12 protein-coding genes are annotated in these 17,698 nt (G+C 44.5%); 11 read left to right on the plus strand and 1 reads right to left on the minus strand.

Annotated features, from left to right (window positions below; translation table 11 throughout):
- Positions 1-253 precede the first annotated feature (253 nt).
- The 4 genes from QZW47_RS07065 to QZW47_RS07080 all read left to right on the plus strand — a co-directional run bounded on the left by QZW47_RS07065 (position 254) and on the right by QZW47_RS07080 (position 4,459).
- Entirely contained in the window at positions 254-1,906 is a 1,653-nt protein-coding gene (locus QZW47_RS07065) for an AarF/ABC1/UbiB kinase family protein (RefSeq protein ID WP_293125486.1), read from the plus strand.
- Positions 1,907-2,050: 144 nt separating this feature from the next.
- On the plus strand, positions 2,051-2,977 hold the full coding sequence (uvsE, locus tag QZW47_RS07070) for a UV DNA damage repair endonuclease UvsE (RefSeq protein WP_293125488.1): 927 nt from the start codon (positions 2,051-2,053) through the stop codon (positions 2,975-2,977).
- A 292-nt stretch (positions 2,978-3,269) separates the two neighbouring features.
- A complete protein-coding gene (locus QZW47_RS07075) occupies positions 3,270-3,986 on the plus strand; it encodes an SOS response-associated peptidase (RefSeq protein ID WP_293125490.1) in 717 nt (238 codons plus the stop codon).
- 86 nt (positions 3,987-4,072) lie between these two features.
- Positions 4,073-4,459, plus strand: coding sequence for a VOC family protein (locus QZW47_RS07080; protein ID WP_293125492.1), 387 nt, complete (start codon positions 4,073-4,075; stop codon positions 4,457-4,459).
- A 121-nt stretch (positions 4,460-4,580) separates the two neighbouring features.
- On the opposite strand, the gene QZW47_RS07085 is transcribed toward QZW47_RS07080, so the two are convergent.
- A complete protein-coding gene (locus QZW47_RS07085) occupies positions 4,581-5,198 on the minus strand; it encodes a CP12 domain-containing protein (protein ID WP_293125494.1) in 618 nt (205 codons plus the stop codon).
- 113 nt (positions 5,199-5,311) lie between these two features.
- On the opposite strand from QZW47_RS07085, the gene QZW47_RS07090 reads away from it, so the two are divergent.
- From QZW47_RS07090 to QZW47_RS07120, 7 genes are all read left to right on the plus strand, one after another.
- Positions 5,312-5,479 (plus strand): hypothetical protein, encoded by a 168-nt coding sequence (locus QZW47_RS07090; protein ID WP_293125496.1) that lies wholly within the window; start codon positions 5,312-5,314, stop codon positions 5,477-5,479.
- A 66-nt stretch (positions 5,480-5,545) separates the two neighbouring features.
- Positions 5,546-6,583, plus strand: a complete 1,038-nt coding sequence (gene glpX, locus QZW47_RS07095) for a class II fructose-bisphosphatase (protein ID WP_293125498.1) — start codon at positions 5,546-5,548, stop codon at positions 6,581-6,583.
- Between the two features lie 159 nt (positions 6,584-6,742).
- Positions 6,743-8,035 (plus strand): glutamyl-tRNA reductase, encoded by a 1,293-nt coding sequence (locus QZW47_RS07100; protein ID WP_293125500.1) that lies wholly within the window; start codon positions 6,743-6,745, stop codon positions 8,033-8,035.
- Between the two features lie 397 nt (positions 8,036-8,432).
- Complete coding sequence (locus tag QZW47_RS07105; protein WP_293125502.1) at positions 8,433-11,435, plus strand: UPF0182 family protein; 3,003 nt, start codon at positions 8,433-8,435, stop codon at positions 11,433-11,435.
- 1,002 nt (positions 11,436-12,437) lie between these two features.
- Complete coding sequence (locus QZW47_RS07110; protein ID WP_293125504.1) at positions 12,438-15,626, plus strand: tetratricopeptide repeat protein; 3,189 nt, start codon at positions 12,438-12,440, stop codon at positions 15,624-15,626.
- Positions 15,623-16,069: a hypothetical protein gene (locus QZW47_RS07115; protein WP_293125506.1), complete on the plus strand. Its 447-nt coding sequence runs from the start codon at positions 15,623-15,625 to the stop codon at positions 16,067-16,069. The genes QZW47_RS07110 and QZW47_RS07115 overlap by 4 nt, the downstream gene beginning before the upstream one ends.
- A gap of 237 nt (positions 16,070-16,306) precedes the next feature.
- Positions 16,307-17,689 (plus strand): hypothetical protein, encoded by a 1,383-nt coding sequence (locus QZW47_RS07120; protein WP_293125508.1) that lies wholly within the window; start codon positions 16,307-16,309, stop codon positions 17,687-17,689.
- Positions 17,690-17,698: the final 9 nt, after the last annotated feature.

A 17,698-nucleotide genomic window follows, 5' to 3' on the forward strand; every position in this document is an offset into this window, starting at 1 on the left:
TAAGCCCCGATTCATACTTTTTAATAACATACTTTTGATAAAAAATCTAGACCATAAAGTCTATATTACCATCAGCAGTAATAGCAAAAGTCCGTGCAGCACGGCTATCCCGTAGAGAATCGCCCCCAGAACCCAAAGCTATCGCGCCCATTCCCGCTATTCCCTCCAAGTTATTCCTCAAGACAATGGTCAGCTTGGTTAACAGCGCTATCCTAGAGTTATAGTCCTTAAACCCGATCGACCCGGAGGCCCCTTGTTTAGCCTAGTTCAAAACACTTCTCGCAAAGGAGAAATTCTAGAGGTCGTCTTCCGCAACGGTTGGGACTACATGAAAAGCCTCCTAACCGGCCGCAAAACCGACGCCCCCAGTCTCCCAACTCCAGCAGTTCTTCGCAACATCCTCGTCGAATTAGGCCCAGTTTTTGTCAAATTGGGGCAATTGCTGAGTACCCGTCCCGACCTTTTACCCGCCGCCTACATCGAAACCCTCTCCTCCCTACAAGCGGAAGTCCCGCCCGTACCGTGGTCGGAAGTAGAAGCAATTGTGCGCCTGGAACTCAAACAGTCGATCGAAGAAACCTTCTCTAAATTTAACACTCAGGCGATCGCCGCCGGGTCGATCGCCCAAACCCACAAAGCTACCCTAAAAGACGGTCGCGAAGTCGCCCTCAAAGTTCAGCGCCCCGGTATCGATATTGTCATCGAACAAGATATCGCCGTGCTCCGAGGTTTAGCAGAACTTGTCATGCTCACAGACTTCGGTCAACAATACGATATTGTCGCCCTAGCTGAAGAATTTGCGATCGCCCTGCGCGCAGAATTAGACTTTATTCAAGAAGCCAGCTACACCGACGAATTGCGTACCAACTTATCTAAAAGTAAATGGTTTGACCCCAAACAAGTTGTGCTACCAGAAATTCACTGGAATTTGACTACAAAAAAACTCTTAGTGATGGAATGGCTGAACGGAGTACCAATTTTGTTAGGCGATTTGCAAGGAATTGGTCACAAAGGAGATATCGATGCTGAACGCGAAGAAATTACCACACTGCTTTGCCGCGTTTTCTTCCAGCAATTGTATATCGACGGCTTCTTTCACGCAGACCCGCATCCCGGCAATTTATTTTATCTCAACGACGGTCGGATAGCTTTACTCGACTGCGGCATGGTCGGCAGATTAGACCCGCGCACTCAGCAAAATCTGACAGAAATGTTGCTAGCAATTGTCGATTTAGATGCTCAACGCTGCGCTCAATTAACATTGCAAATGGCAGAATTTGCTCAGCCTACAAGTTTAGGAAATCTAGAGAACGATTTAGCTCGAATGCTGCGTAAGTATTACAATGTTAGCTTGTCGCAAATGAACTTGTCGGAAATTTTTTATGAAGTGTTGGAAATCACTCGCAAAAATAAGATTAGACTTCCCAGTAATCTCGGTTTGTATGCAAAAACCCTCGCAAATTTAGAAGGAGTAGCGCGTTCTTTTAATCCCAGGTTTAATATTGTAGAGCAGGTCAAACCGCTGATGACCGATATGTTTCGGCGTCAGTTATTAGGAGAAGACCCGGTACAAGCTCTACTGAGAACTGTCTTGGATCTAAAAAGCCTATCTTTGCAATCTCCGCGACAGGTGGAAGTGCTTTTAGACCGGGTTACTTCGGAAACTTTGAAGTGGAACTTGACTATAAAAGAACTCGATCCGCTGCGCCGAACTTTGGGAGATTCTGCGAACCGACTGTCTTTTAGTATTGTCGTGGGTTCCCTGATTGTGGGGGCGGCAATTATTTCTTCTAACGCGCAAACTGCTCAGCTATCTTTTTTGAGCAATGGTTTGTTTGGGGCGGCGAGTTTTTTGGGTTTTTGGTTGATTATTAGCATTTTGCGATCTGGGCGTTTGCGCGGTTGATTTGAAATTGAGAATTGGCAAAAATCGGAGATGTAATAGGTTCGTATTGAAAATTTGAGAAAACCGGACTAAAGTCCTTACTACGAACCTAAATGAGATATAATTAAAGTTATAAACCATTGAGAAAAGAGCGAGATTAACCAAGTGTTAGAAAAGGAGAAATTGCCGGAATTGGGGTTGGTCTGCGTCACCACATCCGATGCAGTTCGATTTCGGACAGTTACCCGCAAACGACTGTTACAGCTTGCGGAAACTGAACAAGAAAAAGTGTTGCGCGAGCTTTATGCAGACAACTTAAAACGGCTTGACAAAGCGATCGACTTTTGTGCTGCAAATGGGATTAAGCTTTACCGCATGACTTCTGCGCTCTTCCCTTTTGCAGATACCGATTTGGGGGAAGCGGTGCTACAGTCAATGGCTGAGGAATTACGCAATACGGGCGATCGGGCTTTGTCTTTAAGCATCCGCTTGGTATTCCACCCGGATCAATTCGTTGTCCTCAGTTCCGACAAGCTTTCTGTGGTGGAAAACAGCATTAAAATTCTGGCAACTCATGCTTTAATCTTAGATATGTTGCAACAACCCCGATCGCCCTACGCACTGATGAACATTCACGGCGGTAAGGGCGATCGGGCTTCGCAACTCAAATCAGTCATCCGCGACTTACCCGAATCTATTCGATCGCGCTTAACCTTTGAAAATGACGAATACGCCTACAGTTCCTCAGAAATCATAGAAGTTTGTCTCGATACCGCAGTACCGATGGTTTTTGACGCGCACCACCACGTCATTCACGAACATTTAGAAAGTTACGACGATCCAAACGTCGCCGAAATGCTCGCAGCAGCCCGCACTACTTGGTCAGATCCTGAATTTCAATTAGTCCACATATCCAACGGAAAAGAATTTTTTGCCGATCCGCGCCACAGCGATTTAATTACCGAAATGCCTGAGAGCTATTATCAAGCTCCTTGGATTGAAGTAGAAGCTAAATTCAAAGAATTAGCTATTGAAAAGTTGCGGAAAGAATGGCTGGCTGCGAAAATTCCCGAATACAGCACAATCCTGTAGTTAATCGGAGAGTCCGACAGGTTTAATATCGTATCGAAATCAAACCATCGCAATCAAAAAGGTTCGTAGTGAGGACTTTAGTCCGCATCTATGGAAGGACTAAAGTCCTCACTACAAACCTTGTGATTAAAAAAAGGTTCGTAGTGAGGACTTTAGTCCGCATCTATGGAAGGACTAAAGTCCTCACTACAAACCTTGTGATTAAAAAAAGGTTCGTAGTGAGGACTTTAGTCCGCATCTATGGAAGGACTAAAGTCCTCACTACGAACCGTTATAAATTAGGTTAAAAATTATGTGCGGACGATACACTTTAACTGCTTCAGCTCAAATTATCGCCGAATTCTTCAAACTGTCGGAAGTTCCCGATATCAAACCGCGATACAATATCGCGCCAACTCAATCAGTAGCGACAGTTACAGCTTCTCCTCAGCTTCAGCGACAGTTTCAATTTATGCGCTGGGGTTTGATTCCAAGTTGGGCAAAAGATATCAAAATAGGCAGCAAGACGATCAATGCGCGATCGGAAACTATAGCCGAAAAACCTGCTTTTCGCAGCGCCATCAAGCGCAGGCGATGTTTGATAGTTGCTGACGGTTTCTACGAGTGGCTACCGCTCTTAAAGCACAAACAGCCTTATTATTTTCAAATGGCCGAGGGCGCACCTTTTGCTTTTGCTGGTTTGTGGGAAAATTGGGAATCTCCAGAAGGAGAAAAGATTGTATCTTGCACTATAATTACGACTGCTGCTAACGAAACTGTCCAGCCTGTGCACGATCGAATGCCGGTGATTCTCCCATCTGGCGCGTGGGAAGAGTGGCTCGATCCTGCTGTTAACAGCGCTCAGCAAGTTTTGCCACTATTAAAGCCCTATGCTGCGGCAATGAAAGGAAATGCGGTAAGTGCGATCGTCAACAGTCCAACTAGAGACAGTCCTGAGTGCATTCAACCAATAGATCCCACGGCGGTTGAAACCGCGTCTACACACACGAAGTCCGCCTCCGCGGACTAAGAAGTCGAGGAGTATTACAGTTAAACTCAGTTGTGATTCCCTTAAAGACTTTTCTTCATCTTAACATCATTGAAAGGACAAAAAATATGATTGGATACGTTACAGTCGGCACCAACAATCTTGAACGTGCAGCCAAGTTTTATGATACTTTGCTTGCTGAAATTGGCGCTAAACGATTCATGGAAGTAGACCGATTTATCGCATGGAGTGTTTCTCCAGAGATGCCAGGACTTGCTGTTGCAAAACCCTTTGATGGCAATGAAGCAACTGTTGGTAATGGCGTCATGATCGCACTTCAAGTTGACAGTCCAGAAAAAGTCGATTTAGTGTACAATAAGGCGATCGAACTTGGCGCTAAGGATGAAGGAGCAGTGGGGCCAAGAGGCACGTTACCGGGGTTTTATGTGGGATATTTCCGGGATCTTGATGGAAATAAGCTGAACGTGTTTTATATGAATGAACCAAACACTTAAGATTTTTGTTTTTCGCGATGCTCGAATAAAATAAAGCTATTGCCGATTGTTAGCTATTAGTTATCACTCTATAAATAAGAGTTGATAACTAATGACTAATGACTAATAACTAATGACTAAACTAACTGTCGTAAATCCGCGCTTCAGCCGCCTCGGGATTTTCTTCGCAATACTCGTCAAAAGCCGTTTTGTCAAGCTTCATCGATCGCTGGTGAGCAGCCTCAGCCTGCATTTCCTCTACGATGTCCCAGGCTACCGCACACTCTTTAGATGTAGCGCCTTTCTGGGAACAGACTGTTCTTGCATCCACGATCGCCTTTTGAATTTCATCCTCAAAGACAACACTCTTCGGCTTCTCAACAAAATCACTTTTTGTCAAAATATCCGTTACCGAAATAATCCCCAGCAGTTTGTCCTTAATCACCGGAGCTCGGCGGATGCGGGTATTCGCGAACAACCTCGCTACATATTCGACGCCCAAGTCGGGATTCACCGTGATGCACGGTTTGGTCATAATCTCGAAGACGCGGACTTTTTGCGGGTCTACTCCGTAGGCTGTTACTTTGTAAACAATATCCGTTTCGGTGACAATGCCGTAGGCGTCTTGTTCGTGGCGGCGTTCCACGATTAGGGCGCGCAGACACAGTTCGTTCATCATCGCCACTGCTTCAGCTACCGTTGCCGAACCACGAATGGTGACAACTTCCTTTGTCATAATATCTTGGGCTTTCATCATCACTTTTTATTGCTCCCAGCTCATATGCTTTAGTCTATCCCGATTATGGGACGGCGAATTTACGATCGCGATCGAGAGTTAATGCTGAGTTGCATTTTGTAGCTGAGAGTCCGCGGGTGGGGATCGGGCGCGCCTATGTAGGACGATCGCCCAAGCAAGAGTCAAGCATTCGGGCGATCGAGCCTTCAGCTTGTCGATCCCCATTTCTGGGTGTCAGTCTCAAAGAAGTAAAAGTTAACACAAACAAAGCAACTGCTCACGCTCGCAGAGATCCCCGCCTCTGATAAACTTGATGGCTGGGAGTGCAACAGAGCACAGGCAAGCAGGACTTAGTTGGGAGGATCTAATTCGTGGACAATGTAATCGGTTTAGAGATTATCGAAGTAGTTGAGCAGGCAGCCATTGCTTCCGCTCGCTTAATGGGCAAAGGCGAAAAAGATGAAGCCGATCGCGTAGCTGTAGAAGCCATGCGCGAACGCATGAACAAAATTCATATGCGCGGCCGCATCGTGATCGGTGAAGGCGAACGCGATGACGCACCCATGCTTTACATCGGGGAACAAGTAGGTATTTGTACTCAGGAAAATGCTAAAGATGTCTGCAACATCGATGAATTGATCGAAATTGACATCGCCGTTGACCCCTGCGAAGGTACTAACCTAGTTGCTTATGGTCAAAACGGTTCGATGGCAGTTTTGGCAATCTCTGAAAAAGGTGGTTTGTTTGCTGCGCCCGATTTCTACATGAACAAATTGGCTGCTCCCGCGGCTGCGAGGAATCATGTAGATATTCGCAAAACGCCAACCGAAAACCTCAAAATTATCTCCGATTGTCTCGGCCGCAGTATTGAAGATTTGGTAGTGGTGGTGATGGATCGCCCCCGACACAAAGATTTAATTAATGAAATTCGCCAAGCGGGTTCAAGAGTTCGATTGATCAGCGACGGCGATGTTTCAGCAGCGATTTCTTGCGCGTTTTCTGGTTCCAACATCCACGCGCTGATGGGTATTGGTGCAGCACCCGAAGGTGTGATTTCCGCAGCAGCAATGCGCTGCTTGGGCGGTCACTTCCAAGGACAGTTGATTTACGATCCAGCAGTTGTCAAAACTGGTTTGATCGGTGAAAGCAAAGAGAAGAATATCGCCCGCCTTCTAGAGATGGGGATCACAGATCCAGACAAGATTTATAATGCTGAAGAGTTGGCATCTGGAGAAACTGTGCTGTTTGCAGCTTGCGGAATTACTCCCGGAACGCTGATGGAAGGAGTTCGATTCTTTGGCGGCGGTGCTCGCACTGAGAGTTTGGTAATTTCTTCTCAGTCGAAGACTGCTCGCTTTGTGGATACAATCCATATGTTTGACCAGCCAAAATCTCTGCAATTGAAATAATCATTAGTTAGCGGTTAAGAGTTAAGAGTTAAATTTTAAATGTTAATTTTTAACTATTGACCGTTTACAGTCACCAGTGATTAGCAATTAGCGATAAACTAAGAACTAATCACAGGTGACTGTTGATAACTAAGAAATAAATAGTGACAAATCACAGATATGAATATTGCAGTCGTAGGTCTCAGCCACAAAACAGCGCCGGTTGAAGTTCGCGAAAAACTCAGCATTCCAGAACAGAAGATTGAAGCGGCGATCGCCCAATTGCGCGGCTATCCCAACATTCAAGAGGTTGCCATCCTCAGCACTTGCAACCGCTTAGAAATTTATATTGTCACCACTGAGTCGGAGCCTGGGGTGCGAGAGGTAATGCAGTTCCTTTCGGAATGCAGCAAACTTCATCTGCAATCTTTGCGCCCTCACCTGTTCATTTTGCTGCACGAAGATGCGGTAATGCACTTGATGCGAGTGTCTGCGGGCCTTGACAGTTTGGTGCTGGGAGAAGGACAAATTTTGGCTCAGGTGAAGCAAACTCACAAACTCGCGCAGCAATACAAAGGTGTAGGCAGAATTTTAGAACGTTTGTTCAAACAAGCTCTCACAGCCGGGAAGCGAGTTCGCACCGAAACTAGCATCGGTACTGGTGCGGTGTCGATTAGTTCGGCGGCGGCGGAATTGGCTCACATGAAAGGGCAGCATTTAGCAACCAGCCGGATTGCGATTATCGGTGCTGGGAAGATGTCGCGCTTGTTGGTGCAGCATTTGCTGTCGAAAGGAGCGAGTCATATTGCGATCGTCAATCGATCGATGCGCGGGGCTGAGGAATTGGCGGGATTGTTTAAAGATGCTACATTACACTTGCATTTGCTCGCGGACATGATGCAGGTAATTGCCGACTCTGACTTGGTGTTCACCAGTACGGCTGCTACAGATCCGTTGTTAAATAAAGCTAAATTAGAAGCTGTTTTAAAACCCGATCGCCCTTTGATGTTGGTGGACATTTCTGTACCGCGCAACGTTGACTCGGATGCGAAGGAACTCGCTAACGTCAAGTCGTTTAATGTGGACGATTTGAAAGCTGTGGTAGCTCAAAATCACGAAAGCCGCCGCAAAATGGCAATGGAAGCTGAAGGCTTGCTGGAACAGGAAGTCGAGGCTTTTGATGTCTGGTGGCGCAGTCTGGAAACAGTGCCTACTATTAGCTGTTTGCGAGATAAGATCGAATTGATTCGAGAACAAGAGTTAGAAAAAGCTTTATCGCGTCTAGGCTCCGAATTTTCGGAGAAACATCAAGATGTGATTGAATCTTTAACAAGAGGGATTGTGAATAAGATTTTGCACGATCCAATGGTACAGTTGCGCGCGCAGCAGGATATTGAGGCGCGCCGACAAGCGATGCAGACTTTGCAAACCCTGTTTAATTTGGATGTGGATGTGAATCAGCAGTATAGTTAGTTGGCAGTTGGCAGTTGGCAGTTGGCATTGGTCATTAGTGCTGTTTTGCATCAGCTTTTAATGTAATTAGGACTTATATCATGTCCGGTCGATTGACAGCAATAAGATTGGTTCGTAGTGCGGACTTCAGTCCGCAGCCGTATAGCGGACTGAAGTCCGCACTACAAACTTTCATTGTTATGGTAATCGACAGGACATGATATTACCCATTTGCTCATTAAGTCATGGGGTTTCTTAACTAAAATTTAGGGTTTTACTTGTTACCAGGCTCCAGCCTGTTAACGCAGATCCGGAGGCTCTGCCTCCATTTTTGGATGAGGCAGAGCAAGAGTGATATCGGTTCCCAGGCTCTGCCAGGGAACCAGTTCAACAACTAATGACTAATGACTCATGACTCATGACTATTAAGCGAATTTCTCAACTAATTTTACTGCTTTTATCGCTGTGGTTAGTTTTTGAGTTTTCTACCAGGATTGCGGCAGAAATTCTTTGGTTTCAGGAAGTTAGATATCTTCAGGTTTTGCTGTTAAAACTGAAAACTCAAGGGTTGCTGGGCGCGATCGCACTTTCGGTATCTTCCGCCTTTCTCCTGGGAAATTTGACCCTAGCCCGCCGCCTGCAACATCCCACCGAAAACATCAAATTACCTGTTTTGTGGCAGTTAATCGCTTCAGGAAGTAGCCCAAACACGGGCAAAAATTATCGATCGCCTGCTGCTAAATCTCAAATTGGGTTTCTCTGGCTGCTGTTGGCGGTATTTGGATTGAGTTCGATCGCAATTATCACGGTAATTCACTGCGCGCTGTTAGCTGTCGATAGCATCGGCGATTTTAGGATAGTTGGTGGTTTGTCTGCACCGCCCGCACAGTTCGGATTTGAGTCAATCCAGCTTGGGATAGTGCGGTTATTTGCTCACTGGTGGCAGTTGGGCTTACTGCTGGGGATGATGTTGGCTGTCGCAATTAAGCCGGATTTGTCGTTGCGGACGATCGCCCTTGTGCTCAGTTTGGCGATCGGGCTAATTGCCGCTAGTCGCTGGACAAAACTTTTACAATATTTCCACCCTACCAATTTTAACATCACAGACCCGATTTTTAATCAAGATATTAGCTTTTATGTATTTATTTTGCCAACCTTGGAGTTGCTAAGCTTTGGGTTGACGGTTGTATCCTTGTACGGTTTAGTATCCTGCGCTTTAACCTATTTGCTGTCGGGAAATAGCCTGAGTGAAGGCATATTTTTAGGATTTTCGCGATCGCAACAACGGCACTTGTACGGGTTGGGAGCAGCTTTCATGGTAGCCGTCGCACTCCGTTTGTGGCTGGCGCGCTACGTCTTGCTGTACTCGCGTGGAGACGTTACCTACGGCGCGAATTATGCAGACGTGACTGTGCGGCTTCCTGTCTATGGATTCTTGAGTATTGTCGCTGGGGCGATCGCACTTTTCATGCTTTGGCCTGTTTTCCAATTAAAAATCAACAATAACAACTTAAAAAACCTAATTTTAGTATTTTTAACTTTAAGCTTATCTCTAGGCTGGCTGCTGCCAATAATTGTGCAGCAACTCATAGTCAAACCCAACGAACTAGCGCGAGAACAGCCCTATATCCAGCGCAGCATCGCCTTTACCCAAGCAGCCTTTGACCTGAAAAAAATCGAAATCAAAACTTTCGATCCAGTCGGAAAACTGACCTATCAAGACTTAGAAAAAAATCAACTCACCATCAGCAACATCCGGCTTTGGGACGAGCGACCGCTGCTGCAAACCAACCGACAATTACAGCAAATTAGACCTTATTATACATTTCCTGATGCCGATATCGATCGCTATACAGTTAAAAAAGCACCTGAACAAAAGCAAGATGTTGAAAGCCAGCAAGTAATTCTGGCGGCGCGGGAATTAGATTATACAGCAGTTGCGCCAGAAGCTCAAACTTGGGTAAACGAACATCTAGTGTACACTCACGGTTTCGGCTTTACTCTTTCTCCCGTAAACACAGTCGGCGTCGGTGGCTTACCCGACTATTTTGTCAAAGATATTGGCATTGATGCGCGTGCCGGTGAAAGTCCCTTAGAAGTAACTAGCGATCGCATTCGGGCCAGTATCCCGATCGGCTATCCGCGCATTTACTACGGCGAAGTCACCGATACAGACGCCATCGCACCGACAAAAGTCAAGGAATTAGACTATCCCAGCGGCGAAGACAATGTTTACAATACCTACAGCGGTACGGGCGGAATTGCGATCGGCTCAATCTGGCGGCGCTTCCTATTTGCGAGTTATCTGAAAAATTGGCAAATGGCACTAACCAGAAATTTTACATCAGAAACCAAGGTACTGTACCGCCGCAATATTAACAAAAGAGTCCGGGCGATCGCTCCATTTTTGCGCTACGATTCCGACCCGTATTTAGTAGTAGCAAACGCCAATCTCAGCAAAGGTGAAATCGAAAAAAAACCGGATAAAAATAGCAAAGTAATTAAATCATCACCCTCAGCCAAAGATAAATATCCCAACTATCTTTATTGGATGATCGACGCCTATACAGCCAGCGATCGCTACCCCTATTCAGATCCAGGAAGAAATGAATTCAACTACATCCGGAACCCCGTAAAAGTAGTCATAGACGCCTATAACGGGTCTGTAAACTTCTATGTTGCCAATCCCTCCGACCCGATTATCAACAGTTGGATGGCTATCTTTCCGGGAATCTTCAAACCCCTTGACAAAATGCCTCCTGCCCTCCACAAACACATTAGATATCCAGTAGATTTATTGAACATTCAATCAGAACGCTTGCTAACATATCACATGGAAGATCCGCAGGTATTTTACAATCGCGAAGATTTGTGGCGAGTTCCCAACGAGATTTACGGCGGCAAACAGCAGCCCGTAGCACCGTATTATTTGATTACCAAACTACCGACAGAAACATCCGAAGAATTTATTTTAATGCTGCCATTTACACCAGTCAGTCGCAACAATTTAATTGCTTGGATTGCAGGGCGATCGGACGACGATGATTACGGTAAGTTGCTATTGTACCAATTCCCCAAACAGCGCTCAGTTTACGGCCCGGAACAAATCGAAGCCTTAATCAATCAAGATCCGGTTATTTCAGAACAAATATCTCTCTGGAATCGGCAAGGCTCAAAAGCAATTCAAGGCAATTTATTAGTAATTCCGATCGAACAATCTTTGCTGTATGTAGAACCTCTGTATTTAGAAGCTGATCGCAATAGTTTACCAACCTTAGTCAGAGTAATTGTCGCCTACGAAAACCGCATCGTTATGGCAGAAAATCTCGATGCCGCACTTAAAGCACTTTTCCCCGCAAAATCTAACAATAAACCCGCAATTGTGAGGCCTGTAAAAGGCACAGCCCCGGGTTTCAATTAACGGAGAGTTAGTTGTATAAATATATCAACCATGTGATTGCTAGGAACGGGCAAGATGCCCGTTCCACAAAGATTTATTTGGCTGTGGAACGGGCATCTTGCCTGTTCCAAAATTTGAGCGAAAAGACTTTTGTAATTAATCTATTATCTGTCATTGCGAGGAACGAAGCAATCGCCAAGACTAAGATTGCTTCGTTCCTCGCAATGACACTTCCGAACAGTTGTACAATTAATTGAGATGCGCTATATGTATTGTCAGCCCGAAGTATTTGTAGGGTGCGTCGCCCTCGAAAATTTATATAAAAAAACGAAAAATCTCATAGCGACGCACCTTAAACATAGAGCGAATATAAAGAAATTAAAACTTACAGAAAGAAACTGGCCTCGTCGTGCGTAAATTCTGCAAGTATTAGGTTTTTTTCCACAAGCCCTTGAATAGCGCAGGTGCGTCGCTATGAGATTATCGCTCTAATTCAGAGATTTTCGAGGGCGACACACCCTACAGTAACTTCCGAACAGTTGTACAATTAATTGAGATGCCCTATATGTATTGTCAGCCCGAAGTATTTGTAGGGTGCGTCGCCCTCGAAAATTTATATAAAAAAACGAAAAATCTCATAGCGACGCACCTTAAACATAGAGCGAATATAAAGAAATTAAAACTTACAGAAAGAAACTGGCCTCGTCGTGCGTAAATTCTGCAAGTATTAGGTTTTTTTCCACAAGCCCTTGAATAGCGCTTTTAAGTGAACCGTATTGATCTAAGGATGAATTATTTGCTCATATACAAGAGTGGTTTTGTATGTAATTCATAAGTTTTTTGGTCATATACTAAAGTCGTTTTGTATGTAATTCATAACTTCTTTAGTCCTCTTCAGAGGACTTTCGCTATTAGACAGGGGTTTTAACCCCTGGCGGACTGCGGGAAAGCGCATTATCTCAAGCCCTCAAACATCCAAGACTTGCTCTATAATAAAAACATTGTCACCCCAAAACCCAGTCAATGTTTGACAAAATCTGGCAATTCCTCAAACAATTATTTCAGCGAATATTCCCAAAAAATCGCCCTTCAACCAAAATTGTGCCGCCTCAAACGCCTCACCAGCCTCCAACTCAGACGGATGCGGAATTTGAGGCGAAGTTGATGGAACTCCTGGAAGGGGTAAATGCCGGCTGGGGGAGTGGCGATGTTAAGGGATTTTTCATCGCAAAAGGCCTCAGAGATACTGAATTGGCTGACTGGTTGCGACGGTTTGGGGAAAGATTGTTAGCAATTGATCGAGAAACAACTCAAGAGGGCGGGCACGACGACACCGCCTCTACGGAATCGCTTCAGGAATTGGCGCGGCGGCTGGAGTTGTTGGGGGGAATTTGTGGCGGAGAATTGGGAGAGGTGGCGGGGAATGTTGGTAGGGAGATATTGGTTAAGTTTCCGATATCTCCGGTTGGGAAGGTTGAGGGAAAAGGGGAGGTTGATGGGGAGGCTGAGGTTTGGAAAAAGCTCGGAGATGAGCAAGATGATCTAGGAAAGTATGAAGAGGCACTTGCTTTCTATGACAAAGCTTTAGAATTCAAACCAGATTATCACCAGGCCTGGTACAATCGGGGCATTGCACTGCGTAATTTAGGAAGGTTTGAAGAGGCGATCGCATCCTTCGACAAAGCCTTAGAATTCAAACCAGATTATCACCAGGCCTGGAACAATCGGGGCATTGCACTGGGTAATTTAGGTAATTTTGAAGAGGCGATCGCATCCTACGACAAAGCTTTAGAAATCAAACCAGATTTTCACGAAGTCTGGTACAATCGGGGCATTGCACTGGGTAATTTAGGTAATTTTGAAGAGGCGATCGCATCCTACGACAAAGCTTTAGCAATCAAACCAGATAAATATAATACCTGGAACAATCGGGGCAATGTACTACGTAAGTTAGGAAAATATGAAGAGGCGATCGCATCCTGCGACAAAGCTTTACAAATTAAACCAGATTTTCACGAAGCCTGGTACAGTCGGGGCTATGCACTGGCTAATTTCGGAAAGTATGACGAGGCGATCGCATCCTACGACAAAGCTTTAGCAATCCAACCAGATAAATATAAAGCCTGGAACAGCCGGGGCATTATCCTTTGTGATAATTTAGGAAAATTTGAAGAGGCGATCGCCTCCTTCGACAAAGCTTTAGAAATCAAACCAGATGACCACGAAGCCTGGTACAATCGGGGCATTGCCGTCAGAAACGCATCTACATATAACCACTTTATTTATGAAATGTTGCAGCTAAAATTCCCTACTTCTCCACCAGTAACTAGAACCCTTTCAAATCCCAACCTCAATCAACGCGGCTATGAAGGAAAAATATTCACATTAGAAGCAGGCTTGGAGTATTGTCAACAAAAAACCCACCCCGAAGGATATGGAAAACTGCATAAAGCACTAGGAAATGCTCACTACGATCGAGGCAAACTAAATTATCCTAACACCTATTGGAATAAAGCCGCTACCAGCTACAAAGCAGCCCTCAAAACTTTAACTAAAGAAGCTTTCCTAAAATTGCATCTAGAAGTCTTACAGACTATAATTAAAACCTTAGTCAGCTTAAAGGAATTTGAAAAAGCCAATAAACTACAACGAGATGCAACAGATTTATTGCAACGCTTGCTGACAGATAAAAACTATTCCCAACTCAACGAACAACAACTCACTGACAAATTAGTGAGATTTGAGCAACTAACCGTAAATATTTTAATTCAATCTGGCAAATTAACCGAAGCCTTAGAAACAGCAGAACAAGATAAAAATATCTGCCTGTCTTGGCTGCTAAACGCCTTACCAATCCCCGATTACCAAGAAGAAACAGAAGCAACAGTCACTCACCCTCAAATTCAACAACTTCTCAATCCCACAACCAGCGCCATTTACTGGCATCTCAGCGATGCAGCATTAACAACATTCATCATCAAATCCGATGGGTTGCTGTCACCAGAAGACTGTTATAGCAAATCCCCAGATGAATTTGAAACATGGGTGAAAGATTGGAATCAACAATATACAGATTATCAAGATAAATCCAAGGAAAAAACCACTAATAAACAAAACCATCCTTGGCGCGCCGGAATGCCCAGTAAATTTGCACGCCTCAAAGATATTTTGCAGATTGCCAACATCGAACAGCAATTACAATCAAACGGCGTTACCAACTTAATTCTAATTCCTCACCGCGACTTGCACCGCTTCCCGATTCATGCTTTATTTAGCAGTGATTTTGTGATTACCTATTTGCCTAGCGCTCAATTTGGGCTGAATTTAAAATATCGTTTGAACTCTGTAACGGCGGCAAATTCAGCGGTAAATACAGAAGGGGAAGGGGAAGTCGGCGAATGGAATTCGCGGCTACACAGACAAAACCTGCCTCCGCAGGTTGAAGAATCGGAAGTAAATTTTATCCTCAGTATCGAAAATCCTGACAGTATAATCATTGATGAAAACGGGCAACGAAAAAAATTGCTTCCTTTACCTGCCGCCGAGATAGAATCTGAAATCATTTGCCGAATGTTTCCCAACCCTACCCGACTGGGAGAAGACAAAGCAACCCTCGATGAAGTCACAAAATTATTGCCACAGCCACACAAAATTTTTCACTTTACGGGACACGGTAGCTATAATTTTGACAATCCTCAACAATCAACTTTATACCTAAGCGATACTCACCGACTCACAGTCAAAGAAATCATCCAACTCAACCTCAGTAACTACAAATTAATCTGCCTTTCCGCCTGCGAAACCGCCGTCACAGACAAACAAACAATTCTCGCGGAATATGTAGGATTGATCAGTGGTTTCATGCGGGCGGGAGTTGGCTGTGTCGTCAGTACCCTGTGGACAGTCGAATCAGGGGCGAGTACGTTATTAATGATAGACTTTTACCGACGGTGGCAAGAAGACGGCGATGAGTTGCCCGTCGCTTTAGCAAATTCTCAAAAATGGCTACAATCAGCCACCCGCCAAGATTTGAAGGCTTGGTATCAGCGGGAAATTGACAAGATTTCCGAAAATAGCAGCGAACTTTCTGAAGATGAAGTTATCTTAATCGATTCTTTGGAAACCGATCGCCTAGCATTGGCTACAATAGAATTAGATCGACCTTACCAACATCCTTACTACTGGGCAGCCTTTACTGTAACTGGACTATGAAAGACACGCAAAACGATATTTTTACAGCTTTTATTGTGGCGGTACTCCAACAAACAGAACCGTTGCCCGCAGCAGTTCAATTAGAATTCAATAAATTAGATGAAAATTGCACAGTTAATGATATTCTGACACTGAATAAACTGCATTCTCCTCTGCTAGCTGCTTATGAAAATAATCGAGTCTGGTTAAAAAATCATAGCAATGAACGCAGCAAAGGATCAGATGTTTTGCCGGATAGCGAATTTGAAAAAGAAAACACTACCAACCCCGAAAGTGATAATGCCGCCAGCGATATCAGCGATTTAACAGATTTGCCAAAAATCATCAATCAAATCGATACCAAAGTTCAACCGCGAGGATTAAGAAAATTTCTCGGAAAAATCTTGCAAGCTAGGGATTCAGTGCAAGCAAGTCGCGATACAATTTTAGGGAATATTTTGTAGGGCACTAATGTATGCTTAACCCGAAATACCGCCAGGGACTCAAGTCCCTGGCTAATAGCGAAAGTCCTCTAAAGAGGACTAATGAGTTCTTCAGTCCTCTTTAGAGGACTTTCGCTTTGAGGCAGGGGTTTTAACCCCTGCCGGATTGCCGGATCAAGTTTAACTTAACACTAATAATTGCAGCGCCAATCGCCCGGTAATTGCCCAGATTATAATTAATTACAAACGGTTTCGCCCATGACTAACGAAAACTGGCTGATTTACCCTACAGTAGATTTATTTGTCTACGACTTAGCCGACGGAATCGGGCAAACTGAGGACAAAATCAGCCAAAACCGCCAGCAGTTTTGGCAAAAAATCTATGGTGAAAAACTCTCGCAGCCACAACAAGCACAAATCCAACAAGCTGAAACTGAAATCGGTGATTACATCGATTTACTCGGTGACAAAAAAGTAGCAGTATTTGCATCTCCCCTCGATGGCTATGCTTATCCTGTCAAATTCGGCGATACTTATGCGGTGCAGTTTGACTTATCCGGCAAAATAGAACCCGACACCGACAAGAAATTTGCACCAAAAGAAATCGACTGTTTGGAATGGCTGAAAGAAACTATCATTTCGCGCTTCAGTCAACCTGCGACTATCGGTCAAAGTTGGCTAGTTTGGGGTGAATTGACGGCCGGGCAAGATGCTTTAAAAACTGCCAAAAATTGCTATAACAAACTTAAGTTAGTCCCGAATGCGAAATGGGATAGGGATTTACAAGCCGAGGGGCAATTTTTAGGGGCAAATTTTTATGAATTGTGGCTACCTCCGGGAGATAGAGGCAATATCAGCCAAAATTATCATGTGTTAATTTGCTTGTTCTCTAACAGTGGCGAGGCATCGATTGCCACTAGCTGTAAAACAATGACTAAACTTTATCCGCAGTTACTCCAATTATTTAGATACCGCAATAAAGTGATTTGGGCTTATCAACAAAGCCGCCAACTTAAGTCTGACCTCAAGGATGCTTCGCGGAAGATTCAAGAGATTGTCAAACAACTCCCAGAACAAGTTAATGCTGCTAAAGTTGATTTGAAACAATTGCAGCAAAATTTGGTGAATTGCTTGACTATTTTCTCGATTTATGCTAACTATATTAGTCGATTAGAAGAACAAGAAAATACCATTAAAACTAATCTCAACAACTATAATAAACGGCTAGAAACCATAGCCGAGAGAATGAAAAAAAATCAAAACGAGTTGAAATTTTTGGCGACTTTCAGCGATTTTGCTGAGGAAAAGTATGTGATGCAGGTGAAGGCGGATAATAGAAGTTTGAGTGCGGGATTGCGGTTGTTGGAAAATGCCATAGAAACTGTGGAGGGGATTATCGAGATTGAGAGTGCTAAAGCCGATCGCACTTTAAACTTTACCATAGGTACAGTCGGCGTGGGAATTGGCACCAGCGGAGTCGCCGCCAGCATCTACGCCAGCCAAATCAACAGCCCCGAAAGCCCGAAAAATCCCCTGTCGGCGCATCAAGTTTTTGGATTGAGTGTGTTTCTGGGCATTTTAGCAGGTTTAGTCAGTGCGGGTTTATTAACATTCCTTGACAGAAAGCGGAAAGCGAAATGAACACTTCTG

This window comes from Microcoleus sp. bin38.metabat.b11b12b14.051, assembly GCF_013299165.1.
Taxonomy (GTDB): Bacteria; Cyanobacteriota; Cyanobacteriia; order Cyanobacteriales; family Microcoleaceae; genus Microcoleus.